This is a genomic window from Bradyrhizobium sp. USDA 4503 (assembly GCF_054055815.1).
Genome location: NZ_JBSRXS010000001.1, coordinates 7,969,708 through 7,992,830, shown reverse-complemented (window position 1 = coordinate 7,992,830; position 23,123 = coordinate 7,969,708). Strand labels below are relative to the sequence as shown.

Below are 23,123 nucleotides of genomic sequence, written 5' to 3'. Positions count from 1 at the left end.
AGCGCCCCTTGAAGCATCAGAGGCCAAGGATCGCCTTGGCGATAATGTTTTTCTGTATCTCGCTGGAGCCCGAATAAATCGACACCGCGCGGCTGCCGTAATACGTTGAGGCGATCGTTGCGGCCCAGTCAGGGGCGATCGAGGGCTCGTTTCCGCTCTCAAGAGCCTCTTCCGGGAGAAAAGGAAGCTCCGAGAGAAAAGGAAGCGCGTAAGGTCCGATCACATCCATCAGCAGCTCCGCCGTCGCCTGCTCGATTTCCGACCCCTTAAGCTTGAGGATGGAGCTTGCAGGGTCCTGCGTACTCTTCTGCTCCTTTGATGCGTTAGCGAGCACGCGAAGCTGCGTGATTTCGAGCGCCTTCAGCTGGACTTCGACTGCGGCGACCTTCGCGCGGAAGGCGGATTGGTCGATAAGCCGCTCACCGCTGGCGTAGGACCGCCCGGCAAGGTCCTTGATGCGCCTGATGCGCTCCGTGGAAAGGCTTACGGAGGAGTCGGAGAAGCGCTCATTGCCGAGAAGAAACTTAGCGTAGCCCCACCCTTGGTTCTCCTCGCCGACGAGATTCTCGATCGGAACGCGGACGTTGTCAAAAAAGACCTCGTTGACCTCATAAGTGCCGTCGATCAACTGGATCGGACGCACCGTGACGCCGGGCGTTTTCATGTCGATGAGGAGGAAGGAGATACCCGCCTGTTTCTTCACATCCGGGTTGGTCCTGACTAGGCAGAAGATCCAGTCGGCGTACTGCGCCAATGTCGTCCACGTCTTCTGACCGTTAACGATATAGTGGTCACCGTCCCGAACGGCGCGTGTCTTGAGTGAGGCGAGGTCGGAGCCTGCGCCCGGCTCTGAGAAGCCCTGGCACCACCAGTCCTCAGCATTGATGATGCGTGGCAGATAGTATTCCTTCTGCGCTTTATTGCCGAAGGTGTAGATTACGGGCCCGACCAGAGCCACGCCCATGCCGTACGAAGTCCGCGCGTGAAACGCGCGCGCCTCTTCTTCGAAAATGTAATGTTGCACGGGGGTCCATCCCGCCCCTCCGTATTCCTTAGGCCAGGTCGGAACTCCCATCTTATGGAGGACACGCATTCCTGCAGCCCTCTCGCCTTTCGACAGCTGCCGACCCTCGCTCAGTTTGAGGCGCGTCTCCGGCTGCACGTTGTCACGCAGGAACTGACGGATTTGTTCGCGGAACGCCCGCTCGTCTTCTGTGAGCGCGAGATACATTGGATTTTCCCGTAGGCAAATTCAGCTTCGAACTATCGCGATTGTCATTGCGGAGCACGCGATGAACCAGTCGTGAGGGACGGAGCCGCAGTTAACACCTGGCAGAGATCGTGCCGCTGCCGCGGAGATGCGAGCTATTGCTTCGCCCGTGCACAATTTACGCGCTCGATCAGCGGGGCTGTCGGCAGCCTGCTCAGCGATCACGATCAGAATTCCTTCTATATGAGGTTTACTCGCTCAAGCATAAGCCGCTTCAATCATCCTTTTGTGCAATCAAACGTCAGTTCACGCCGAAATCCAGCCCCTTGGTGCAGTTTTTTGAATTAATACGGCGCACACGGTCGCGCCGTGCCGGGACCCGCTTCAAGGATTCGGTACGGGCACGGGCTGTTCGCAGGCCACGCTTCGCGGCTGGCACTAACACTTGCCGATCTCGCGAGATCGGCCACGGCATCGCCAGAGAGGGCGAAGCGGCCCGGGAACCCATCAAATTCAAGTCGGCATTTTGGGCATTGACGTCCATATCCCGGCCCCGATTGCCTTTCATTCACTCGGCGGCTGGAAGGCATCCCTGTTCGGCGGTCATCACATGCACGGCCTCGAATGAACTCGATTTTATACCAAACTGAAAAAGACTATGAGGCCCTGTATGCCTGGTCGATCGCTGAGCGCTGCGATTTCTGGTCGGAGGTCTGGGATTATTGTAGTGTCAAGGGCGATCGCGGTGGTCGTGCGCTGATTCATGGCGATGACATGCTTGCCGCCCGTTTTTTCCTGATGCCGTAGTCAACTTTGCCGATTCCGAGGTGATGGTGCGCACCGTACCGACTTGATGGCGCGCAGGGTTCCGAAATGATCGCGCGCATCCGAGCATTGTCCGCGCAGCATTCCGATTTGATCGCGCGCAGTTTCAGATGGTGTGAGGCCTGATCGTTGGGCCATTTCTCCGGCTGGAAGCAGCTGGGGCATTGGATGCCGACGAGGAGGGTTATCATGCGCCAGGTGCGCGAGATTGTGAGGCTGAGCCTTGAGGCTGGGCTCTCGACGCGCGTGGTTGGCGAGCGCGTCGGCATCGGCCCGACGACGGTACGTGACACGCTGAAGCGGTTTGCGCGCGCGGGCCTGGCATGGCCGGTCCCGGAAGCGATAAGCGACGCCGAGCTGGAGCAACGGCTGTACGGGGTGCCTGGCGTGAAGCCGGGTCGCCGCAAGGTGGTCGAGCCGGACTGGTCCGTTATTGCCCGCGAGCTCAAGCGCAAGCATGTGACCTTGCAGGTGCTGTGGGACGAGTACATTGCAGAGCATCCGGACGGGTACCGGTACAGCCATTATGTTGCCGCCAGGTTTATGTTGTCGCTGCTGGAGTGAGCCAAGGATTTTGCCAACGGCTCGCTCCGCAACGTAAGAGTGTGACCTTTCGGCCTACAGGGCCTTCAGGAATGCCATCAACGACGGGAGAGAGGGTTGCCGAGGCGGCGGCCTCAGGCTGCTGATATCGACCCTGGCTAAAGCCTCTGCTTTCATCTCCAGGTCGACTTCAGCATAGATGTGCGTGGTGCGCCGGGCACCTACTCGGGCCGAGATCTCAATCGTGCGTCGAGATCGTCGAGCGGACTTCTGGCCCGTGCGATCAGATTGGTTGCGACTTGCGTGTAGCGCTCCGTCGATGACAGTCGCGCATGGCCAAGAAGGACTTGGATGAGCCGGATATCAGTCCCGCGCTCGTAAAGGTGAGTAGCAAAGCTGTGCCGCAGAACATGTGCCGTCACCCGCGTATCGAGGCCGGCATGTTGCCGAGCTTTGCGGCAAGCCTCTTGCAGCGTGGCGACGCTCACCGGATCGTCCGGATTGCGCCCCGGAAACAGCCAATGGCGCGGTTTGGCCAGACACCAGTAGGATCGCAGGATGCTGAGCAGCCGCGGCGACAGCATCACGTAACGATCCTTGCCGCCCTTGCCGGCGGTGATCAGGATCAGCATGCGCTTGCTGTCGATCGTGCTGGGCTTCAGGCGGCTGACCTCGCCGACCCGTAGCCCGGCAGCGTAGGCCGTCACCAGCGCAACGCGGTCGCGCAGGGCCGGTACAGCCTCCAGGAAACGGGCGACTTCCTCCGCACTCAGCACCAGCGGTTGCTTGATCGGCTCGCGGGCCGAAATAATGTTCTCAATCGCCTCCTTGCGCCCGAGCGTCACCGCATAGAAAAAGCGCAACGCACACGTCACTTGGTTGATGTGAGTCCACGACCGCTTCAACCCGATCAGGTGCAGTTGGTACGCGCGCACCTGCTCAAGGCCGAGCTTGTCAGGTGATCGGCCGAAGTGTCGGCTAAAGTTCGCAACCGCGTACACATAGGATTGCTGCGTCGACGGTGATAAGTTGCGCAGCGTCATATCCTCGATCATGCGGCGGCGCAGCGGGCTCGAACTCATCGTGGCCATGAGGCACTCCTGGATTAAGAGGAACGGACTTGCGGCCCAATCCTCTCAAACAGATGCCTCTCAGATAAATGGCCTCGCCCTCCCGCGGAGCGGGTTCGTTCAACGGTGGGCGAGATCATTCCGGAATGCTAGGCGACATCGAGCGGAATCAGCAGTTTGGGGCAGCGGCCGCAATCTGCGCCATCCTCATGATCCTATTCATTGGGTGGTTCGATTACGTCCGAAAAGTTCATGTGTGCAGGGTGCCCTTACTCAATGAAGACGGTAGCCAAAAAAAGGGGTGGCTTGGATCGCCCAAGTTCGACACGGTTGTGATTGGCAAAGTGAGTGATATGAAGCCCCAGGCCGCGGCGAAGTATCGGAAGTTCGGCTCCGGTTCGATTTGCAAGTTTCTCAGCGGCTATGGTCAGAACGCAATCAACGATGCTGATGTGATATGGACGAAAGAAACGTTGGCTAAAATCGGCAACAAGATGACAATGTTGTTGATCGGAATTATTCTATGCGGTGTCATGGCGCTCTATCTTGCGGCCTCGGCCGTCGAAGTTCACCAACGTCCCGCGCCGACTAGCGCATTACAGAAGCAACCCTAATAAGGCGTAACAACCGGCGCCTGGCGCTGCGTCTTCGCAAGGCAAAGCTGCGTCATCATGCCGTGCCCGAGGATATCGACTACTGTGCACCCCGTGGGCTCGACCGCCGCTTGTTCGACATGCTGCTCAAGGGAGACTGGATCAAAAACCACGAGAATTGCGCCATTGTCGGCCCGACCGGCATCGGCAAAAGCTGGCTCAGTCGAAACAATCGAGACATGCCCCATATACATCGCAAGCTTCGGCAGATTGGATTGGACATCCGCACCTTGCTGGTACCATCGCAACAGCGACCCAACCGCGAAGCTGTGACGAAAATCATGAACCCGCGGGGTTCGTCCATCGGTGCCGCAAACGTTGGCTGCTCGGAACAGCGCTTGGACTCCTTGCCGGATGCCAGTACCCGTGTAGCCGCGCACCCGCCCCTTGCTGTTGCAAAGCAAGGGGGAATCCGATGAGCAGCTCAGGGGTGGCCGAAGCCGCTTCCGGAGGTACGACCTCAGCTCCCGAGCTGCGTCCGGCGACAGCGGGACGATCCGCGACTTGTGGAACTTCGACACTCGAATGTGCAAAATGCCGTGGCGCGGATCGACATCGGCCAGCGTAAGGCGCAGCAGTTCGCCCCGACGGAGCCCTGCCGTGTAGAGCAACACCACGGCAAGCCGCATCACGGCTGGCCTGAGCGGTGACGTTGAGGTCGGCGCCAAACGATCGGCGGCAGCCAACATCCTGGCAACGTCGGCCGCTCCAAAGATGACCGGCGGTGCATGCGGACACCGACGTGGGAGGCGGTTGATATCTGGAACGAAGCAAGTTGGCTCGGTCCGCCGACGATAGAGGCAGAAGTTGCGCACGATACGCTAGCGGTTGCGCCGCGTGTTTACAGAGAGATGAGATTGTGACGCGCACCATGCCTCGAAGAGCGCTTGATCGAGGTCGGTAGAGCTGGTCTTCTCAAGAAATAGACGCAGAGCGTCGAATACGCGCTCCTCATGAACATAGGCGCGCCCGAGTGAACGTTGCCTCCGCAAATAACGGTCGACCACTTGGTTGAACACGCTGCCCGGTAATGTCGTACTCATGCGGCGTCCTCCTCAATGCCGATGGTCGCCGTCGGCAGAGGAAGCGCGACCTCTCTGAGGGCTCCGGTCTGCAGTCGGAGATAGACACAGGTGCTCTCCAAAGTACGATGACCCATCAGATCACCGATTACCTTCACGCCGACGCCGCGATCGAGCAGACGCATCGCAAATGAATGGCGCAGGCAGTAGGAGGATGTGCCCTGCAGTGGCAGGCCGCTCTGACGCGCGTGCTTTTGGTAGAGATCGGCTATGGTGTAGTGCGTGAGAGGACCTACCGGGGTGCTTGCGCGGAGGAACAGTTCAGGGCGCGTCCCGCCGGACCGGCCGCGGCGCAGATAGTGTCTGAGAATACGTATGGTTTGTCCGGCCAGAGGAAGGATCAGATCTGATCTGGTCTTGCGCTGGTTGACGCGGAGCGTCCTGCTCTCCCAATCGATGGAGGCAAGCGTCAGTGCGACGATCTCCGAGGGCCGCAGGCCGTAGTTTGCCATCAAATGGAGGATCGCATAGTCGCGCCAACCAAGCCGGCTCGATCGGCCGATGGAGCGCAGCAGCCGCTGGACAAGCGGCCATGCCAGGGCTCGAGGCGGCAGTTCACCTCGGTAAGCCCGCGGCGCGTCAATTGCGTCGAGCCGCTGCTGGATCTCGCCCTGGTCGAAGCAAAACCGAAGAAAAGCACGAAGGCGGGCAACAACGTGCTGGAGGGTCTGTCGTTTAATCCGCCGTGCTTCGGTCGTTACGAACCGCTCGACTGTGGCGGCGGATAACGCGTGCAGCGGGGCGTCAGCCGGCAAAACGTGCGCCAGCATGCTCTTCACCGTTGCGATGTGCTGTTCTAGCGTCGCGTTGGTAAGGCCACGCACTTCCGATAGATGTCGTCTGTAGCGCTCAAGAAGCAGTGAGACCGGATCTGGTGCTGGTTCTCTGACGAGCAGCCTTCTCGCGGTGAGAAACCGTTCAACGGCGCATCGGGTGCCTTGCAATGACGCGGAGGCAAATGCTTGCGACAAGAACCTTCGTGAAACGCCAGCCTCCCAATCAAGCGGGGCTGAACCCATCCGCTCGAGGGCTTCCTTTAGCCCTCGTACGTGACGACAGGCTGTGGGTCGGGCGTACCCAGCCGAGATGAGCCAAGTGGCGAAATCTTCCAACAAAGCACCATTGGGCGATCCCGAGTAACACGCGTGAACCTTCCGGAATAAGTGTTCGAGCATGGTTGCCCCCTTTTGGATGTTGGGAGAACCACGCTACCGCTGTCAGTTATGTTGAGTAGGAACGGTCAAGGCGGCTGTTAATAGCGGGGAGATTGATACGACTCCACATCACTGTGCGCTCCACATAAGTCGAGTCACGTTGAGCTCAACGTGACTCGACGATTGGGGCCTCGAGCCGCTCGATGCCCGGCATCATCTGCTCGAAATCCTTGAAGACCGCTACGGCCGTCGATCAACTCTCATCACCAGCCAGCTTCCAATTGCCAAATGGCATGAGCTCATAGATGACCCAACTTACGCTGATGCCATACTCGATCGGTTGCTTCACAATGCTCACAGGTTCGAACTGAACGGTGACTCCATGCGTCGCCCGCCGGTTCTTCCTCGGCCTTGATTACATCGTCAGCCCGATGAAGACCTGGACTGCAGCCCGCGAAGCTGACGGCACTGTTGGGGGTGCACGTCCAGTCAGCTTCGCTCCATCGAGCGACACCAGACGTGATCTCTTCGGCGACCGCTTGACCACGGGCTATCGATAGTGCCAATTGCCTTTAACGATCGGGGCTTCACATGCGCGCGATCAGATTGGAATGCCGCGCGGCATCAGATTGGACTAGGTGAGGGATGCTGTTCCGGCGCGGCCGCAGCCATCGTCACGTCGCCGAGCGTTGCGTCGGTCCCGATCTGGATGTAGGAGTAATAGCCTCCGTTGCTCGAACTAATGCTGACTGGTCGCAGACAGTGCGGCTCGTCGCGTCCGGGCTGCCCGATCTTCGGAGATCTCAGGGGTCTGGGCAGACGAGGGCCCTCCGCCCGAGCTTTGTGATCCAGCAGGCTCGTTCCTGCCCGCTGGGTTCTGGGTTGCGGCCTAAGCATCTTGCTGAAGCTGACCGTGTTTGCCGGTGGCAGTGCTGTAGCAAGCACTGCCGCGGCGACGACGGCGCGCACCTGTTCCCCCTAATGCGGCCGAAACTTGGTGAGCACCCTGTTTCCTCAAACGGCGCTAGCAGACCGTCACGTGCCTCTGGTGATCTCGCAGCTCAGCGCAGCCGGATGCTTGCGCTGGCACGTTCTGGCCGGGCCAGCTCAGAGTGCAGCCGCGACAGCTCTAGGGCGCGCTCGCGCACCTTACCCTGCGCGGGTCCGCTGCGTCCGCTGCCGGCCTTCACGTGAAGCAGCATCTGCTCGCCGGTGGCGGCCGGCGCCTCATCACCCTCGCGCGTCAACGTGTGGAAAAGATGAAGGCGCTTGTCGTCGGCGCCCAACACCTGAGTGCGCACCTGGACGCGGTCGCCAGAGTACAGTTCCCGAAGATGCGACAAATGCGTCTCGACCGTGTAGTAACTACCGTGCTTTGAACGGTACTCGCCGTCAATCCCGATGTAGGCGAGTACGTTATCGCTAGCGAGGCCGAGGATATAGAGATACCGGCTCTCAGTGATGTGGCCATTGTAGTCGACCCAATCAGAAGGCATCTGCAGCGTTGGCATCCGTAGTGGGCCCGAACCGTTCTCAATTCGGGGGGCCTGATCGCGCAGCCCCTGTTCCCAGCGCGCAAGCGTCTCGCCTGCGCCGTAGCCCTGCGCGCGCAACCCTTGCAAGATGGCCACATAGCAGTCGTCGCGTTTCTGTTCGATCTCGAGACTGGTAAGGTTTTCGCCTCGCGCGTCTGACTGCTCGGCAAGTTTGTCCAAGAAGGCGTCTGTGAGCTCTGGCGCATCCGTGAGCTTCGTCAAAGGCCACTTCAGCATGGGACCCCATTGCTGCATGAAGCGGCGCATGCCCGCGCCCCCGCCGGCCATGCGGAAGGGGCCCGAGATTGCTCGGCGCAGACCGAAGGAGTAGCGGATTGCGTCATCGACGTCCTGCACGGTGGCCAGATCGTCGTGCACCAGCCAGAGCGCCTCGCGCCACATCGCCTCCTGCAGCCGGTTCGCGATGAACCCGTCCACCTCCTTGCGCACCACGAGCGGGTGCATCCCCACCCCACGGTAGATCTCTGCCGCCCGAGCCAGCGCCTCTGGGGCCGTGCGCTGCCCGCCGCACAGTTCAACCAGCGGCAGCATGTACACTGGGTAGAAGGGGTGCGCGACGAGAAGGCGCTCAGGATGGTCCATCTCGGCCTGCAGCAACGACGGGCGCAGGTTTGAGGTTGAGGAGCAGATCAGGATCTCAGGCGCGGCCGCCCGGCTGGCGGCCGCGAGCAGCTGCTGCTTTAACTCCAGGCGCTCTGGCGCTGACTCCTGCACAAGCTCCACGCCGTGCACGGCGTCCGCGACCGAGTCCACCACCGTCAGCGCCCCCTCTGCCGGCAGCGGAACCTGCGTCAGTCGCCGATATGCACGCCGCGCGTGGTCTAGCTGCTGCTGCACACGCTCGACCGCACCTGGGGCGGGGTCATGCAGCCGCACGTCCACTCCGTTCAGAAGAAACCGTGCGGCCCAGCCGCCGCCGATCGCCCCGCCCCCCAGCAGCCCGACCGTTCGCACCCGCCTCTCAGACATGCCCTTCACCTATTAGCGATGAACTTTAAGCGCGAGCTTCTCGCGCACCTCATCCGGGCTCATCACCCGACCCCCCATATACTCAAGGATCTGTACCGCCCCGCTGCACGAGCTCGGCATTGGTCGCCAGCCGCCCCCGCGACAGGTAGAGGTTGTCCTCCAATCCCACTCGCACGTTCGCGCCTGCCAACGCCGCCATTGCGACATAGGGAAGCTGCATCCGTCCGATCGAGAAGGCAGAGCAGACGGCACCCGGCGGGAGCCTGCTCACCATCGCCATCAACGTAGTCGGGTCGTCTGGCGCGCCGTATGGGATCCCCATGCACAGCTGGATCAGCGGCTGTTTGATCAGCCCCTCCTCGACCAAGTCGCGCACGCTCCACAGATGACCGGTATCGAACACTTCGAGCTCAGGACGCACCTCGAGCTCCTGCAAGCGTGCGGCCATCTTGCGCAGCGTCGGATAGGTGTTGACCATGACGTACTCACCGGCGCCGAAGTTCATCGACCCGCAATCCAGCGTGCAGATCTCCGGGCGCAACTCTTCGACATGCACCAGCCGCTCAAGCGCACCTATCATGTCCGTCCGCGCGGGGTCCGGCGGCAGCGGAGAGTTAGGGCCACCCAGCACGAGGTCGCCGCCCATCCCTGTCGTCAGGTTGATCACTGGATTCACATCCGACTTCCGGATGCGCTGCACCACGTCCCGGTACAGCGCCGGATCCCGCGAGCCCTTCTTGGTCTTGGGATCACGTACGTGGATGTGGACCACCGCCGCCCCCGCCCGCGCTGCCTCAATCGCCGAGTTCGCGATCTGCTCTGGGGTCACCGGCACATGCGGACTACGCTCCACATTCGACCCACTTCCTGTGACCGCACAGGTGATGAACACCTCGGAGATCATGCTGACGTTCTCCTCCCACCGAAAGCTTGGCCGACCGGCAAAAAGTTTCATTCAAAGGATAGCATCTGGCTGCATCTGGATTTCACTAATATAGTCCGCCGCGGAGTAGAAATTCTGCGCTCATTTGTGAAAACGCGAAGCTTTCATGTCAGAAAGCCACGAGAGGTGATCTGAATTTACATGATCTGGCCGGTACGACGCATTAATGCCTGGTCTGGTTCAATGGGCACCAGCCGCAAGCCGGCGATGACTTCGTCGGCAGCGTTGTGATCTCATGTTTCTTGAGCACGTTCTCGATTGCATGAAAGTAGGATACTACAGGCTGCTAAAAGGCGTGGTCCTCCGGCGGTCGAGATTCATTGGTCGGGCGAGATTCGGCAACGACGGGCGCGGAGCTACTACAAAGGAGCCGGCGGGTCTTTCAGCTCGGTCCGGGTTCGCAAGGACATCTGCTCCGCGCAATGCTTGCGAATTGTAAACGAAGCACGGTTCACGCTAGCGGGCGATTTTTGCGGTGTTGCATTCGCCGCTGGGCCCCGGAAAGCTTTTCTCAGAAGGTGACTCGGATGCCCCCTCGAAAAACAGGTAGCTAAACATTTTTGATTTCGGGCAGCAAGCCGTAGTCTTCTATGCATTACAACAACGACGGCGTGATATGCGATCACTACTTCGCATGGTTTCTAACCTACGCAGTGACCTTCAGGCGTCCACTAATAGAAATTCCGCCTTCGTCACCGGCCTGAATGAACTAACTTGCCCTGTATCGTTACTGGCGTGCATGTTTCCTGTCCGGATGAGCCAAAGCATATTTCCAATCGAAGCGCGTCCAAAAGGCGCTGTGTTTCCAAGATGGATTGGTCTGCCCGTGACCTTGCCCCCTGGACTTAATCCAGTTTGAAACTCGCTCTGGCCCATATGAGGACCAGAAGATGAAGCGCAGCCGCTTTACGGAAGAACGTAAGCGTCGTTCTGCTCCCACCTTCTCGCGGCACACGGGATAGGCGAGTTTCACGATCTCTTTGAAGGGATCGGCTTGTGTCTATGCTTGACCATACGCTTAAGTCGGACGTGACGGCGCGCCGGCTGGAAGTGATCACGGAGACGGGATGCCGTCGTTGGTTCTCCAAGGACGACAAGGCCCGGATTGTCGAGGAGACGCTGGTACCGGGTGCGGTCGTTTCCGAGATTGCCCGGCGACACGGGCTGACCCCACAACAAGTGTTCACCTGGCGCCGGCAAGCACGCCGGTTGCCGACGCCGATGGCTGACGATCCTCCGTTTGTACCGGCAGTGGTAGACGCCATGGTACCGGCCGTGACTGTTGGCCATGAGCGCAAGATAGCGCGACGCAAGGCCAAGCCGGATGTCGGGGCTCGCCGTTGCGATGCCGGGGGCATCGAGATCGAAGCCGAAGGCGTCACTATCCGGGTCGGCCGAGGCGCGGACGTGGCGATGATTGCGGCCATCGTCCATGCGCTGAAGGCACCCCGGTGATCGGCCCGTCCGGAACTGTCCGGGTAATGGTGGCAACCAAGCCGGTCGACTTCCGCAAAGGAATGGAGGGGCTTGCTATGTTGGTGCGCGAGCACATGAAGGCCGATCCGTTCTTATGTGTCGGACGAGATTATGTGGCGGAGGCGCCCTAACGCCAGCCAGGGCCGGCGACCCAGGGTTTCTCCGCCACATAATAATCAGATGTTGGCCAGCAGCTGCAGGATGGTGTCGTTCGGCCGGAAGCGCGCGCTGCGGTCGCCTGAGACGCCCGCCTTCTCGAGTCCCCGGCGCATCATCTCGACATCCGCAGCGGCGTATCGGTGGGTTGTGGCGACCTGAGCATGGCCAAGCCAAGCCTGGATCGTCAGGAGGTCCACGCCTGACCGGAGAAGCTTCATGGCGAGGGAATGCCGGAAGATGTGCGGCGATATCGGCTTGCCCTCCAAGCTTGGCCTCGTGGACCCGGCCTGGGAGGCGGCACGCCGCACGATGTGTGTCGCGCCGAAGCGCGTCAGGCGCTCGTTGTGGACCCCGACGAAGATCGGCCGCGGTTCATGATTGGCGAGGCCGCGTTCGCTCAATAGGTCCGTCAGCGATCGCACCAGATCCTTAGGAATGGGAACGACGCGATCTCGGCGTCCCTTGCCGTGAAGCAGCACCTGCGGGCGTCCTCGCTCCAACTGGAGGTCGTTCGCGTTGACGCCGGTCGCTTCGGACACGCGAGCGCCGATTCTCGCCAAGAAGAGCAGAAAGGCCCGGTCGCGCCGGCCGCGGGGCGTCGTCTGTTCAGGGGCTGCGATGATGGCCTCCACCTCGGCGTTGGTGAGATGATGCGTCACCTCGATGTGGGCCCGTTTGGTGGGGATCGTCAGAACCCGTTGGGCGACGCCGAACGAGGCGGGATCGGCGGCAGCGACGTGATGGAAGAAGGATCGGATCGGGGCGGAGGAGGCGGCCACTGAAGAGCTTGCCTCCGTCCGCCGCACAAACCGGACGTACAGTTTTCCCGTATCCGGCTTTCATGAAAGAGCTTTCGCGATCCGCAGCGAAGGTATGAGCGAGACGAGGCTGACCAGCTTGAACTCCGTGCGCAACCGTTTGGTGGGATATGCCTGGTGGCCTTGTCTTGCCGGGGGCTTCCCTTTTCGGAATCTCCAATCGTCGCACGGCTCGCGGCTGATAGGTGTTCTCGCGGAGCTCTTGATTGAGCCGTTCCGGACACCCTGTCCTCCACCGGCTTGCGCCGCTGGCCGACAGGGCATTACCCCTGCCTTTGGATACAGCGCCCCTCGCTCATCCGAGCGCTGAAGGGACTTTAACCCTCCTGACTTACGCGCTACCCAGCACACACTGCGAGCTGCTCTGTCCCTGCGCCCCGCCTCGGTACTCAGGACCTTGCGGTGTTTCCCCGCTCGGCCGTCTCCCTTCTCATCGGGACGACAAGTTCTCGCGTTCCATGCAAGAGCCTGATCCAGGATCACGCCGCCTAAAGGCCGGATGCCACGCGGGCCGGGCTTCAGGTCTCCGCCCACGCTTATCCCGGAGTCAACACCACCCCGGTTCTGACATCGACGATACGATTTCGACGGGTCATCGACGGTTCGCTTTCGCTCGTCTTCCTGGACCTCACCCGCGCCAAGATCGCTGCCTGGGTCGCCGACTATAATCTTCGGCGGCCTCACTAGTCGCTGAAATACCTAACCCCGCGGCCTATGCCGCCCACCTCACCGGAACGGACGATCGGCTACGCAACCCCGACCAACTCCGCCGATCGTCCGTTGCTCCACCCGCGCCACTTGGCGTACAAAACTCCGAGACTCTAACCGCCGCTGGATGAACATTCAGTGGCAGGTAACGTATATACGTGGACGATAGGTGATCTTTGCATCGCGAGTTGTTCTCGGGAGCTCTCAGCTTAGCCTCTTTTCAGCGCTTGCGGACCTGAAAGCGCGCCATAGTCGCTAAAACGAAAGAGCGTGGAAATAGCCGGAGTAGAAACGGGATCAGCCGGGCGCCGAGACCGGGTAGCACGGCGCGCTTGTTAGCCATCAGGCCGCGATAGCCAGCCTGCGCCACATCCGCGGTTGGAACGTTCAGGATCGTTGGCTCATATCCGCGCGCAAAATCTACGCGGGCCTTAAATTCCGTCGGCACAGGACCGGGGCAAAGTACCGTCACGCGGACGCCACGGTGCCCAAGCTCCGCGCGCAAAGCTTCGGTGAAGGAGAGCACATAAGCCTTGGACGCGTAATACACAGCCATGCCCGGACCGGGCAGGAAGCCCGCTACCGAGCCAACATTAAGAATCCCGCCGCGGTTCTTTATCAAGGTTTCGGCAAATCGCAGCGACAAATCGGTGAGCGCGCGGATATTGACCGCGATGATGCCGAGTTGCTCCGCGCGATCGAGCTTGATCGCTTCCCCGAACACGCCGAAGCCGGCATTGTTCACTAGATACTCCAGTTCCACCCCTTCTGTGGCGAGCGCCGCAGAGATCCGATCGCCGGCATCCGGCTCTTCCAAATCGCAGGTAATGACGATCGGCTTGGCGCCGCCCTTGGCCGAAATCTCTCGGGCCAGCGCATCCAAGCGATCACCCCGCCGTGACGACAGCGCGACGCGGTGACCATTCGCGGCGAACACGCGCGCCAACTCAGAGCCTATACCCGCTGATGCGCCGGTAATCAGCGTCACGAACTCAGTCACGATGGACTGCTCTCTTAAGGTCAATTGGAAGCATCACAGCAACGAAGGAACGAAAGCGCAGATGATGTCTAAGACGCAGCAAAGCCAATGTATAAACCTCGGTGCTGTTACTACTTACTGATACAGAATCTGAAGATTGGCTGAATAGGCCGGCTGTTGCGCTCGTGAGCTGGTTGGGCGAAGGCGTTACCTGCCACTGAATGTTCATCCAGCGGCGGTTAGAGTCTCGGAGTTGTACGCCAAGTGGCGCGGGTGGAGCAACGGACGATCGGCGGAGTTGGTCGGGGTTGCGTAGCCGATCGTCCGTTCCGGTGAGGTGGGCGGCATAGGCCGCGGGGTTAGGTATTTCAGCGACTAGTGAGGCCGCCGAAGATTATAGTCGGCGACCCAGGCAGCGATCTTGGCGCGGGCGTCGTCGAGATCGAAGAACAGGGTCTCATTGAGCAGCTCATCGCGCATCCGGCCGTTGAAACTCTCGATGAACCGTTCTGCATCGGCTTTCCCGGTGCGATGAAGTGCCAATCGAATGACGGTGTCCTTGCTCCAGGCGAGCATGGCATTGCAGGTGAACTCGGTGCCGTGGGTCGGACACGATCATTCCTGGCTTGCCGCGTCGCTCGACGATTGCCGTCAGTTCGCGGGCCACGCGCCGTCGACGATGTTGAGGATGCGGAGGCACCGGCCGTTGGCGAACTGGTCGTGGACGAAGTCCAGCGACCAGCGCGCGTTGGGCCTCGCCTCGACCAGGATTGAGGCACGGGTCCCTACAGCCTTGCGGCGGGCCCGCCGCTTGTGGACTGTGAGCCCTTCCTCTCGATAAAGCCCATAGATCCGGTTGATCCCAGATGGCTCTCCATCCCGCCTCAGCAGGACGAACAGCCGTCGGTAGCCAAAACGCCGCCGCTCGTTGGCGAGATCGCGCAACCGGCCGCGCAGAGCCGCGTCCGGAGGGCGGCTGGAGCGATAGCGGATCATCTTCCGGTTCGCGCCCACGATCGAGCAGGCCCGCCGTTCCGACAGGCTCATGACGGCCTGCAGCTGCGCGACCGCATCGCGCTTGGCGGCGGGCCCTACCATTTTTTTGAAAGCAACTCGCGAAGCGCGGCCGCATCGAGCATTATACTGCGCCAGAAGCCTCTTCAGCTTCGCGTTCTCCTCTTCCAAGGCCCTCGGCCCCTTGGCCTCAGAGACGTCCATGCCGCCGAATTTGGCCTTCCAATTGTAGATCGTCGCTTCGGAGATCCCATGCTTGCGAGCCAGGTCAGTCGTCTTCGCCCCAGCCTCATGCTCCTTCAACACCGCGATAATCTGCTCTTCCATGAACCTTGCTCGCTTCATTCTGTCCGTCCTTCTTCGGGCCGGACTTTAACTCCATCTGTAGGAAATACGCAGTGGCAGGTCAGGCGTCCCCGCAGAAGTGCCAGGCCGTAAGCAAGCGATCGTAACAACATCAAGCCGCCAATAGGGCTGCTGGTTTTGAGCAGGGTGACGCTAGTCATTGCCAGGAAAACTGTCAGAGCGCTTTGTAGCGCTGAGATAGTACTCGGCCCCGAAAGGTAGATACCCCAATACCGAATCCATTCTGGTCAGGAATTTGCCAGCGGGCGGGACTGAAATGATGGTCCTCGTGAAGACATCAGTGAAGCCGGCCGCAGTGAACATGCGACGCAACTTCGCAGGCCGCAACAGGACGGCATCCTTATCAATGTCGCATGTTTTGACGAAGTACTGCATCAGCGGATTGTAGGGATTGTTCTCAAAGACGAGCATTAGCCCACCGGGCGCAGTAACGCGATACGCCTCGGCAACGAAGCTCTCCCATTGGAGCGGAGGGACATGGTGCATCACGCTGATCGTGAAAACCATCGAAAACTGCCCATCGCAGTAGGGCAGTCGGCTGCCCTCGTACGTCGAATAGCGCACAAAAGGGTGCCGCGTCGCCGCCAATTCGACGCTTCGGGCAGACACCTCCACGCCGTGGAGCTCACGAAACTTGCCCTTAAGTCCGGGATGATACGCACCAACTCCGCAGCCCAGATCCAGCACATTCAGGCTTTCGAGATCGGCGAAATGTCGCTGAGCCAGACGCAGGATATGTTCGCGCTTCGCGTCAATATAGAACGCGTGCCCTCGCCCTGCGAACGCGACGGCTTGATTGAGCATTTCCTCGTACGAGTCGGCCCAGCCATCGAAATCTTCCGCAACTTGGCTCTGCGTTACATGGCCGGGCTTCGTAATCTGTCTGTCCATGGTCTACCAAGTCTTCCAGGGGGCTTGGCCCGAGTTCCACATCGTTTCGAGCTCCCGCTGATCGCGCAGAGTGTTCATCGGCTTCCAGAAGCCCCGATCCCGATAGGCCAATGGGTTCGCGATGGAGTTGAGGTGGAGACCTTCGTCGCTGAGATTAAGACCCCAACTTCTGTAGTATAGCAGCCACGCAAAGGAATTGCTGTGGTTCCGGCGGACAGAGTCAGCAAAGTCCAATCCAGCAAGACTGACAACGTCCTTCCGTTGGCAAGGTGGTTATCTTTTGGCATGGCCTCCAGCCTCGTAGAGGAGGCGCATTTCAATGGATATCAGCCTCGAGGAGCTTCTAGCTGACCTGAGCCTCGCAATCTCCTCCAAGAATTGGTAGAGTCCATCACCTCATGCGGATACCGCTCGATGTCTCCCGCTATTGATCGGGATAGGGGGACGTCTCACGACGCCACCCCTCCCACTGCACCGCGCATACGGGTCCGTACCAGGGCGGTTCGACTGAGTTAAGCTGGCCCAGGAATCAGTATTCGGGGCAGACCGAGAGCCTCAAAGAAGTGGTTGCGCAGGGCGTGCTGGACCGCCGGGTGCCCGGACATTCGCCAGAGCCCCGGCGGCAATGCGGCGAACTTGGCGATGCCGACGGCGAAGCTCCGTAAATCGCTTGTGCCCGTTCTGCCATTGTCACCAGAGGTACATTCGCAGTCTCCGACGAATCCAGGCTTCCAGGTTTGTGGGCACGCGAGGGGTCTGGCAGAACGCAAAGTACCCGTGCCATCCGATAAGGTATGCCGAAAGGTCTTTGATGATCCTATCCGGATTGACGTCTCGTGTCCGGCATATGATGTCTCGAACTCGGTCTTTGAACTTAGCGAGCGCGTTCTGCCCAATGCGTCGTTCGCCCGCATCGCTCGCACTGCTGAATCCTAGGAACTTGCGCTCGTCCGGTCGTGCCACCGCGCTCTTGGCCTCGTTGACCTTTAGCCGGAGCTTGTCGGTCAGGAACCGGGTGATCGAGGCCATGACCCGCTCGTCGGCGCGATGACTGCGAATATAGATGTTGCAAATCATCCGCGTAGCGACAGAACCGATGGCCACGTCGAGCCAGCTCCTTGTCGAGATCGTCGAGCACGATACTGAGGAAGGGCGAGAACGGCCCACCCTGAGGGGTCCCCTCATCCACCGGTCTGATCAGACCGTCCTGCAGCACCCCGGCGTTCAGGAACGCCCGGATGAGTTTGAGCACGCGCTTGTCGGTCACCCGTGCGGCGACGCGCGACATCAAGATATATCGTGGTTGACTCGGTCGAAAAATCTTTTCAGATCGAGATCCACTAGGTGTTTAGTCCCAGACTTTGATGGTGCATCCTTATCGCACGATTCGAAGGAAGCGCTATGGGACAGGTTTTACATGGCTGCGCCACCACGACGGAGGCAGTCCGTCGAGCAATACAAAATAGTCAAGAGAGCCTGAGAGCACTCGCCAAGCGCTACGGGATCAACCAGAAGACTGTCGCAAAGTGGAAGCAACGCGAGACCGTCGCCGATCGTTCGACCGGTCCCAAGGAAGCCAAGTCGACCGTCCTTTCCATCGAGGAGGAGGCGATCATTGTCGCTTTCCGACAACATACGCTGCTGTCGCTCGACGATTGCCTCTATGCACTGCAACCGACCATCCCGCATCTGACGCGGTCATTCCTGCATCGCTGCCTTCAGCGCCACGGCATCAGCCGATTGCCGGAGGTCGAAGGCGACAAACCCTCGAAGAAAAAGTTCAAAGTCTATCCGATCGGCTATTTCCACATCGACATCGCTGAGCTCCAGACCGCTGAAGGCAAGCTCTACCTCTACGTCGCAATCGAACGCACCAGCAAGTTTGCCTTCGTGCAACTGACCAGGAAGACCGGAAGGACCTCAGCCTCGGCCTTCCTCGAAGCTCTGATCGCGGCTGTCCCCTACAAGATCCACACGGTGCTCACCGACAATGGGATCCAGTTCACCTTCCCGCCGCGCGATGCGGACGGCCCGACGGCAAGGTACGTGACGCATATGTTCGATATGCGATGCCAAGAGAACGGGATCGAACATCGGCTGACGAAGGTCAAGCATCCCTGGACCAACGGCCAGGTCGAGCGCATGAACCGCACGATCAAGGAAGCGACCGTCCAACGCTACCATTACGATCAACACGATCAGCTCGAAGCTCACCTTGCCGACTTCATCACCGCCCACAACTACGCGCGGCGACTGAAGACCCTGAAAGGTCTCACGCCCTACGAATACATCTGCAAATGCTGGACTTCGTCCTGTCGGTCGGTGGCGCCGCCGACAGCCGTGCGGTCCGTCACGGCGTGCTCCGCCGATTCTACGAGTACCTGGTATCTACGCCCCCCAGACCGAGGTCTTGGAGCGCAAAAGCTTTCCCGCGGTCCAGGGCGATTCCGCCGCCGCGCATCCTAAGTGAGGCTGAGCTGACGTCGCTTATCGACGCATGCAGCTTCATTTCGCCAGGGAACCCTCTCAGGGGCCGCACGATGGCGACGCTAATCGGATTGTTGGCCAGCACGGGATTACGATCGGGCGAAGTGGTCAGCCTTGATCGCGGCGACGTCGATCTGGCCAACGGGGTCGTCCTCGTCCGTAAAACCAAGTTCCGTAAAGACCGCCTGATTCCTGTTCACCCAACGACCCAGGCAGCCCTTCGTCGATACGTCCGTGAGCCCGACACCGTGTTTCCCAGGCCCAAAGGCGAGGCCTTCTTCCTCAGCTCGCGAGGCTGCCGTCTGTTGGCGACCGGCCTGCAAAGCAACTTCGCTAAGGCCCGCAAGCTCGCGGGTCTTGACAATGGCAAGGCTCTGCGACCGCACGATCTCCGGTACCGGTTCACGGTGACCAGGCTCAGGCTGTGGCACCAACAGCGCGCAGACGTCCAAGCGCTGCTGCCCTTACTCACCACCTACCTCGGCCACGCCAACTATAGCGACACAGCCTACTACCTGACCGGTTCGTCGGATCTCCTCGCCATCGCGGCTGAGCGCGCCTTCCTCGACGGAGGCGTGGCATGAACGAACACCTCCTGTTGGCGCCGCTCCTGGAGTCGTACTTTCGTCGCCGGTTGACCAAGCAGCGCAACGCGACCTCCGCGACCTTAGCCGGCTATCGCGATGCCTTGCGCATGCTGATCCTCTTTGCCGCCGCCCATTTGGGGAAGAAGCCGGCGGCGCTGGCCCTTGAGGATCTCGATCGGGACCTTGTTCTCGCCTTTCTTGACGAGCTTGAGGAGAAGCGGACCGCAGCACGCGCTTCCGGCCGAACGACACCATCCTGCAGCTGCTGGCCAACATCTAATTATTATGTGACGGAGAAACCCTGGGTGGCCGGCCCTGGCTGGCGTTAGGGCGCCTCCGCCACATAATCTCGTCCGACACATAAGAACGGGTCGAGACCAAGCATCTCCTGCACCTTCGCAGCAAGCCTATCGTGGCTGCGGATTCCGATGATCGCGCGCAGGTATTCCAATCTGATGCCGCGCAGCGTTCCGATCTGATCGCGCGCAGGTGAAGTACCCGATCGTTAAAGGCAAGACGCAAAGGGGAAGCCTTGGCCGCGCATGCCCCCACTGGAAAACGTCGTCCCGTTCAAGCGGACCGGCGCGGCCGAGATGCCGAGGACGCCCTTGCAAGCAATCCGCGACTGGTTCGAAAAACAAGATGAAGACGTGCGATGTGAGATCGCCGGCATGGCGGCGCTTTTGATTTTCGAAGGTGGCAATCTTCTCGACTTCAGCAACAAGGAATGGTGCGACCATTTGCGCCGATGGCTCAGTGAGACGGGATTACCAAACCATAAGGTCGTCGGCCGTGCTCTGACGTTTCGCACCTGTTTCGAGTATTTCTCGGAGAGCAGGTTCACCGAAGCGGCGTGGATGCGATCCAAAGAGGCAGCCCTAAAAATCCTTGCAGATGCTGGGCTTGACCCAACCTCCGAAGCTGCGAGTCTCGCACCTATTGCCCAAAAAGTGCTGGAGACCTTGCCCGCGCGAAAATGCCGCTGGATCGAAGTAGGCAAGTCCTGGAGCAAACTCGTCGATACCAGACTGGCACCCCGGGTCCTCAGGGTCTGGAGCGCCTCGCATATGGAATAAGGTCAAAGGCAGCGCCTGAATGTGTGCCCGGCGCGGCGCCCCAATACAGTAAGCTGATGGAGTCGTCATCCGTCTCGAAAAACTGAGGCAACACCTGCGGGACAAACGACAGAATACAAACCAGACCGCCCACAGCGAAGAGGAAGCGCCGCTCAGAATGCGACGTTGTAACCCAGTGGCAAGCTGGCCTGGCTCGTTAGCAGGTTGATCGTGCCGATGATCCAAGCCGAGGAGAACGTAAGAAGGGCGGCATTCTTGATTTCGGCGAACTTGACGAAATCGATGGTTCGGACAAGTTGCGTGGAGAGAGTCTTCTCGAAGGCTTTTTCTTGATTGTCCTTCATGAGCTTTCTACCATCGGCTCGATCAAAGAATAGCTGGTACTTCTGCCGCCTGCTGCGTCTTTCTTCAGGATGCCGAGTGCAACGAGTTCATCAATATCTCTCGAAGCCGTCGCTTGGGAAATCTTTGTCAACTTCGCCCACTTGGATGAGCTCATTTTTCCATGGAAGCCATCCAGAAGCCGGTTGAGAACGGCCCGCTGACGCTCATTGAGTTGCTTTCCCGCATGTTCGTCCCAGAAAGTAGCCTTCCGCAGAACGCTGGCGAGGACCACCGCAGCCCCGTCAAAGGCACGGTCCAAGCAATCTAGGAACCACATAATCCACTCGGTGATATTCAGGTCGCCTTTTTGGGTTCTTTCAAGAACCGCATAGGAGTCGTTCCTTTCGCGACGGATCTGGGCCGACATACTGTAGAAGCGGTGCGTGCTGTTCTCGGAGCGCGCCAGCATTAGATCGGCGATGGCTCGCGCGATGCGTCCATTTCCATCCTCGAAAGGGTGTATGGTTACAATGCTGATTCCGCTCGATGTCGCCCACCATTCCGGAATGATCTCGCCCACCATTCCGGGATGATGTCGCCCGGGGTGACGAGGCCTCTTCTGGCTCCGATACGGTCCCGCCTTTCGGCTTTGCGAAGGGGGACCTGGATGCCGACGGAGAGGTTTGCGATGCGCCATGTGCGCGATGTGATCAGATTGAAGTCGGCCGGGATGCCGACCCGCGAGATTGCGCGGCGGGTGGGGACAGCCCCTTCGACGGTGCGGTTGACGATCCACCGGTTCGAGGCGGCGGGGCTGACCTGGCCATTGCCCGACGACATCACCGACGCTGCGCTGGAAGCCCGGCTGTTCGCCAGCGCGGGAGCCGGTCCCGGCACCCGGCGGGGCCATCGCCGGCAGGCCGAGCCGGACTGGGCGGCGGTACACCGCGAACTCCGGCGCAAGCATGTGACGCTGTCGATCCTGTGGGACGAGTACATCGCGGGCGAACCCGACGGGTATCGTTATTCGCGGTTCTGCGAGCTCTACCGCGCCTGGGAAGGCCGCCTGTCGGTGACGATGCGCCAGTCGCATACGGCCGGCGACAAGCTGTTCGTCGACTATGCCGGCGACGGCGTGCCGGTGGTAATCGACCGGTTCACCGGCGAGCGACGCGCCGCGCAGATCTTCGTCGCGGTGCTCGGCGCATCGAGCTTCACCTACGCGCAGGCGACTTGGACGCAGGGGCTCGCCGACTGGATCAGCGGCCACGTCGGCGCCTTCGAGGCGATCGGCGGCGTGCCGGCGCTGCTGGTGCCGGACAATACCAAGGTCGCATGATCAAGGCCTGCCTCTACGACCCGCAGATCAACCGCAGCTACGCCGACATGGCGGCGCATTACGGCACCGCCATTCTGCCGGCCAGGCCGCGACGGCCACGGGACAAGGCGAAGGTCGAACAGGCGGTCCTCATGGTCGAGCGCTGGCTGCTCGGGCGGCTGCGCCACCGCACCTTCCACAGCCTCGCCGAGGTCAACGCAGCGATCACCGAGCTAATGACCCGGCTCAACGAGGAGCGGCCGATCCGGCGGCTCGGCGTGACCCGCCGCAAGCTATTGGAGGAGATCGACCGGCCGGCGCTCAAGGACTTGCCGGAGAGCCCCTACGTGTTCGCCGAGTGGCGGATCTGCCGGGTCAGCATCGACTATCACGTCGAGGTCGAGGCGCATTACTACAGCGTCCCGCATCGCTTCGTCCGCGCCGAGGTCGAGGTGCGCTTCACCGCCCGCACCGTCGAGATTTTCCACAAGGGCGAGCGGATCGCCGCGCATCAGCGCATGAGCGGCAACCACAAGCACACCACCGTGCCGGAACACATGGCGTCCAGTCATCGGCGCTACGCCGGCTGGACCATCGAGCGCATTCGCAAGGAGGCCGCCACGATCGGGCCGGCCACCGCGGCGCTGTGCGACCTGATCCTCGATGAGCGGGCGCACCCGGAGCAGGGCTTCCGCGCTTGCCTCGGCATCATCCGGCTCGGCCAATCCTACGGGCAAGAGCGGCTCGATGCTGCCGCCATGCGGGCGATCGACATCGGCGCGCGCACCTACGGCTCGGTCAAATCGATCCTTGCCAACAATCTCGATCGGCGTCCTTCACCCAAGCGCCCCGCGGACAACGCGCCGGTCCTTCATCCCAACATCCGCGGGCCACGCTACTACAACTAGGAGATCA

General features: G+C 60.5%; 19 protein-coding genes and 10 pseudogenes. 14 read left to right on the top strand and 15 right to left on the bottom strand.

What is annotated here, in order from left to right:
• Positions 1-16: 16 nt before the first annotated feature.
• A complete protein-coding gene (locus ACVMIH_RS37905) occupies positions 17-1,231 on the bottom strand; it encodes an acyl-CoA dehydrogenase family protein (protein WP_456865505.1) in 1,215 nt (404 codons plus the stop codon).
• Between the two features lie 392 nt (positions 1,232-1,623).
• Here ACVMIH_RS37905 and ACVMIH_RS37900 point away from each other — a divergent pair.
• The 3 genes and pseudogenes from ACVMIH_RS37900 to ACVMIH_RS37890 form a co-directional block, all read left to right on the top strand.
• A pseudogene (locus ACVMIH_RS37900) lies at positions 1,624-1,835 on the top strand (methylmalonate-semialdehyde dehydrogenase (CoA acylating)); the annotation flags it as partial.
• Entirely contained in the window at positions 1,835-2,017 is a 183-nt protein-coding gene (locus ACVMIH_RS37895; RefSeq protein WP_456865503.1) for a hypothetical protein, read from the top strand. The pseudogene ACVMIH_RS37900 and the gene ACVMIH_RS37895, both read left to right, overlap by 1 nt.
• 207 nt (positions 2,018-2,224) lie before the next feature.
• The gene (locus tag ACVMIH_RS37890; protein WP_456865501.1) at positions 2,225-2,599 is read left to right on the top strand and encodes a helix-turn-helix domain-containing protein; all 375 of its coding nucleotides are present in this window, start codon (positions 2,225-2,227) and stop codon (positions 2,597-2,599) included.
• 200 nt (positions 2,600-2,799) lie between these two features.
• On the opposite strand, the gene ACVMIH_RS37885 is transcribed toward ACVMIH_RS37890, so the two are convergent.
• Positions 2,800-3,669, bottom strand: a complete 870-nt coding sequence (locus ACVMIH_RS37885) for a tyrosine-type recombinase/integrase (RefSeq protein ID WP_456865337.1) — start codon at positions 3,667-3,669, stop codon at positions 2,800-2,802.
• Positions 3,670-3,794: 125 nt separating this feature from the next.
• Between ACVMIH_RS37885 and ACVMIH_RS37880 the strand changes: the two genes are divergently transcribed.
• Together ACVMIH_RS37880 and ACVMIH_RS37875 are read left to right on the top strand one after the other, a co-directional pair.
• Entirely contained in the window at positions 3,795-4,262 is a 468-nt protein-coding gene (locus tag ACVMIH_RS37880; protein ID WP_456865498.1) for a hypothetical protein, read from the top strand.
• Between the two features lie 5 nt (positions 4,263-4,267).
• Positions 4,268-4,465, top strand: a pseudogene (locus ACVMIH_RS37875) (ATP-binding protein); the annotation flags it as partial.
• Between the two features lie 57 nt (positions 4,466-4,522).
• On the opposite strand, the pseudogene ACVMIH_RS37870 reads toward ACVMIH_RS37875, so the two are convergent.
• From ACVMIH_RS37870 to ACVMIH_RS37860, 3 genes and pseudogenes are all read right to left on the bottom strand, one after another.
• Positions 4,523-4,990, bottom strand: a pseudogene (locus ACVMIH_RS37870) (tyrosine-type recombinase/integrase); the annotation flags it as partial.
• Positions 4,991-5,122: 132 nt separating this feature from the next.
• A complete protein-coding gene (locus ACVMIH_RS37865; RefSeq protein WP_456865342.1) occupies positions 5,123-5,344 on the bottom strand; it encodes a hypothetical protein in 222 nt (73 codons plus the stop codon).
• Positions 5,341-6,354 (bottom strand): tyrosine-type recombinase/integrase, encoded by a 1,014-nt coding sequence (locus tag ACVMIH_RS37860; protein ID WP_456865340.1) that lies wholly within the window; start codon positions 6,352-6,354, stop codon positions 5,341-5,343. Before ACVMIH_RS37860 ends, ACVMIH_RS37865 begins: the two co-directional genes overlap by 4 nt.
• 358 nt (positions 6,355-6,712) lie before the next feature.
• Between ACVMIH_RS37860 and ACVMIH_RS37855 the strand changes: the two are divergent.
• A pseudogene (locus ACVMIH_RS37855) lies at positions 6,713-6,952 on the top strand (ATP-binding protein); the annotation flags it as partial.
• A 646-nt stretch (positions 6,953-7,598) separates the two neighbouring features.
• Here the strand turns inward: ACVMIH_RS37855 and ACVMIH_RS37850 are convergent.
• Positions 7,599-9,062, bottom strand: a complete 1,464-nt coding sequence (locus tag ACVMIH_RS37850) for a 3-hydroxyacyl-CoA dehydrogenase NAD-binding domain-containing protein (protein ID WP_456865496.1) — start codon at positions 9,060-9,062, stop codon at positions 7,599-7,601.
• A gap of 12 nt (positions 9,063-9,074) precedes the next feature.
• Positions 9,075-9,966 (bottom strand): annotated as a pseudogene (locus ACVMIH_RS37845) (3-keto-5-aminohexanoate cleavage protein).
• Positions 9,967-11,007: 1,041 nt separating this feature from the next.
• Here ACVMIH_RS37845 and tnpA point away from each other — a divergent pair.
• Complete coding sequence (gene tnpA / locus ACVMIH_RS37840) at positions 11,008-11,460, top strand: IS66-like element accessory protein TnpA (RefSeq protein WP_456865494.1); 453 nt, start codon at positions 11,008-11,010, stop codon at positions 11,458-11,460.
• Between the two features lie 26 nt (positions 11,461-11,486).
• On the top strand, positions 11,487-11,612 hold the full coding sequence (gene tnpB, locus ACVMIH_RS37835) for an IS66 family insertion sequence element accessory protein TnpB (RefSeq protein ID WP_456865491.1): 126 nt from the start codon (positions 11,487-11,489) through the stop codon (positions 11,610-11,612).
• A 45-nt stretch (positions 11,613-11,657) separates the two neighbouring features.
• On the opposite strand, the gene ACVMIH_RS37830 is transcribed toward tnpB, so the two are convergent.
• Positions 11,658-12,419, bottom strand: a complete 762-nt coding sequence (locus tag ACVMIH_RS37830; RefSeq protein WP_456865488.1) for a tyrosine-type recombinase/integrase — start codon at positions 12,417-12,419, stop codon at positions 11,658-11,660.
• Positions 12,420-13,079: 660 nt separating this feature from the next.
• Here ACVMIH_RS37830 and ACVMIH_RS37825 point away from each other — a divergent pair.
• Positions 13,080-13,297, top strand: a pseudogene (locus ACVMIH_RS37825) (integrase core domain-containing protein); the annotation flags it as partial.
• Positions 13,298-13,386: 89 nt separating this feature from the next.
• Here the strand turns inward: ACVMIH_RS37825 and ACVMIH_RS37820 are convergent.
• From ACVMIH_RS37820 to ACVMIH_RS37800, 5 genes and pseudogenes are all read right to left on the bottom strand, one after another.
• Positions 13,387-14,166, bottom strand: coding sequence for an SDR family NAD(P)-dependent oxidoreductase (locus tag ACVMIH_RS37820; protein ID WP_456865486.1), 780 nt, complete (start codon positions 14,164-14,166; stop codon positions 13,387-13,389).
• 204 nt (positions 14,167-14,370) lie between these two features.
• Positions 14,371-15,504, bottom strand: a pseudogene (locus ACVMIH_RS37815) (integrase core domain-containing protein).
• A gap of 153 nt (positions 15,505-15,657) precedes the next feature.
• The gene (locus ACVMIH_RS37810; RefSeq protein ID WP_456865484.1) at positions 15,658-16,416 is read right to left on the bottom strand and encodes a class I SAM-dependent DNA methyltransferase; all 759 of its coding nucleotides are present in this window, start codon (positions 16,414-16,416) and stop codon (positions 15,658-15,660) included.
• A gap of 690 nt (positions 16,417-17,106) precedes the next feature.
• Positions 17,107-17,520, bottom strand: coding sequence for a group II intron maturase-specific domain-containing protein (locus tag ACVMIH_RS37805; RefSeq protein WP_456866662.1), 414 nt, complete (start codon positions 17,518-17,520; stop codon positions 17,107-17,109).
• Between the two features lie 7 nt (positions 17,521-17,527).
• Positions 17,528-17,704, bottom strand: a pseudogene (locus tag ACVMIH_RS37800) (group II intron reverse transcriptase/maturase); the annotation flags it as partial.
• 113 nt (positions 17,705-17,817) lie between these two features.
• On the opposite strand from ACVMIH_RS37800, the pseudogene ACVMIH_RS37795 reads away from it, so the two are divergent.
• The 4 genes and pseudogenes from ACVMIH_RS37795 to ACVMIH_RS37780 form a co-directional block, all read left to right on the top strand.
• Positions 17,818-18,723, top strand: a pseudogene (locus ACVMIH_RS37795) (IS481 family transposase); the annotation flags it as partial.
• Positions 18,714-19,487, top strand: coding sequence for a tyrosine-type recombinase/integrase (locus ACVMIH_RS37790; protein ID WP_456865480.1), 774 nt, complete (start codon positions 18,714-18,716; stop codon positions 19,485-19,487). The pseudogene ACVMIH_RS37795 and the gene ACVMIH_RS37790, both read left to right, overlap by 10 nt.
• Positions 19,484-19,819, top strand: a complete 336-nt coding sequence (locus tag ACVMIH_RS37785; protein WP_456865477.1) for a hypothetical protein — start codon at positions 19,484-19,486, stop codon at positions 19,817-19,819. The genes ACVMIH_RS37790 and ACVMIH_RS37785 overlap by 4 nt, the downstream gene beginning before the upstream one ends.
• A gap of 213 nt (positions 19,820-20,032) precedes the next feature.
• Positions 20,033-20,566 carry a hypothetical protein gene (locus ACVMIH_RS37780; RefSeq protein ID WP_456865475.1) on the top strand — a complete coding sequence of 178 codons (534 nt, stop codon included), beginning with the start codon at positions 20,033-20,035 and terminating at the stop codon, positions 20,564-20,566.
• Positions 20,567-20,718: 152 nt separating this feature from the next.
• Here ACVMIH_RS37780 and ACVMIH_RS37775 read toward each other — a convergent pair whose 3' ends face one another.
• Together ACVMIH_RS37775 and ACVMIH_RS37770 are read right to left on the bottom strand one after the other, a co-directional pair.
• Positions 20,719-20,910 (bottom strand): hypothetical protein, encoded by a 192-nt coding sequence (locus ACVMIH_RS37775; RefSeq protein WP_253624690.1) that lies wholly within the window; start codon positions 20,908-20,910, stop codon positions 20,719-20,721.
• The gene (locus ACVMIH_RS37770) at positions 20,907-21,587 is read right to left on the bottom strand and encodes a Fic family protein (RefSeq protein WP_456865473.1); all 681 of its coding nucleotides are present in this window, start codon (positions 21,585-21,587) and stop codon (positions 20,907-20,909) included. Before ACVMIH_RS37770 ends, ACVMIH_RS37775 begins: the two co-directional genes overlap by 4 nt.
• Here ACVMIH_RS37770 and istA point away from each other — a divergent pair.
• Positions 21,579-23,116 (top strand): annotated as a pseudogene (istA, locus tag ACVMIH_RS37765) (IS21 family transposase). The gene ACVMIH_RS37770 and the pseudogene istA sit on opposite strands and share 9 nt — an antisense overlap.
• The last annotated feature ends 7 nt before the right edge of the window (positions 23,117-23,123 follow it).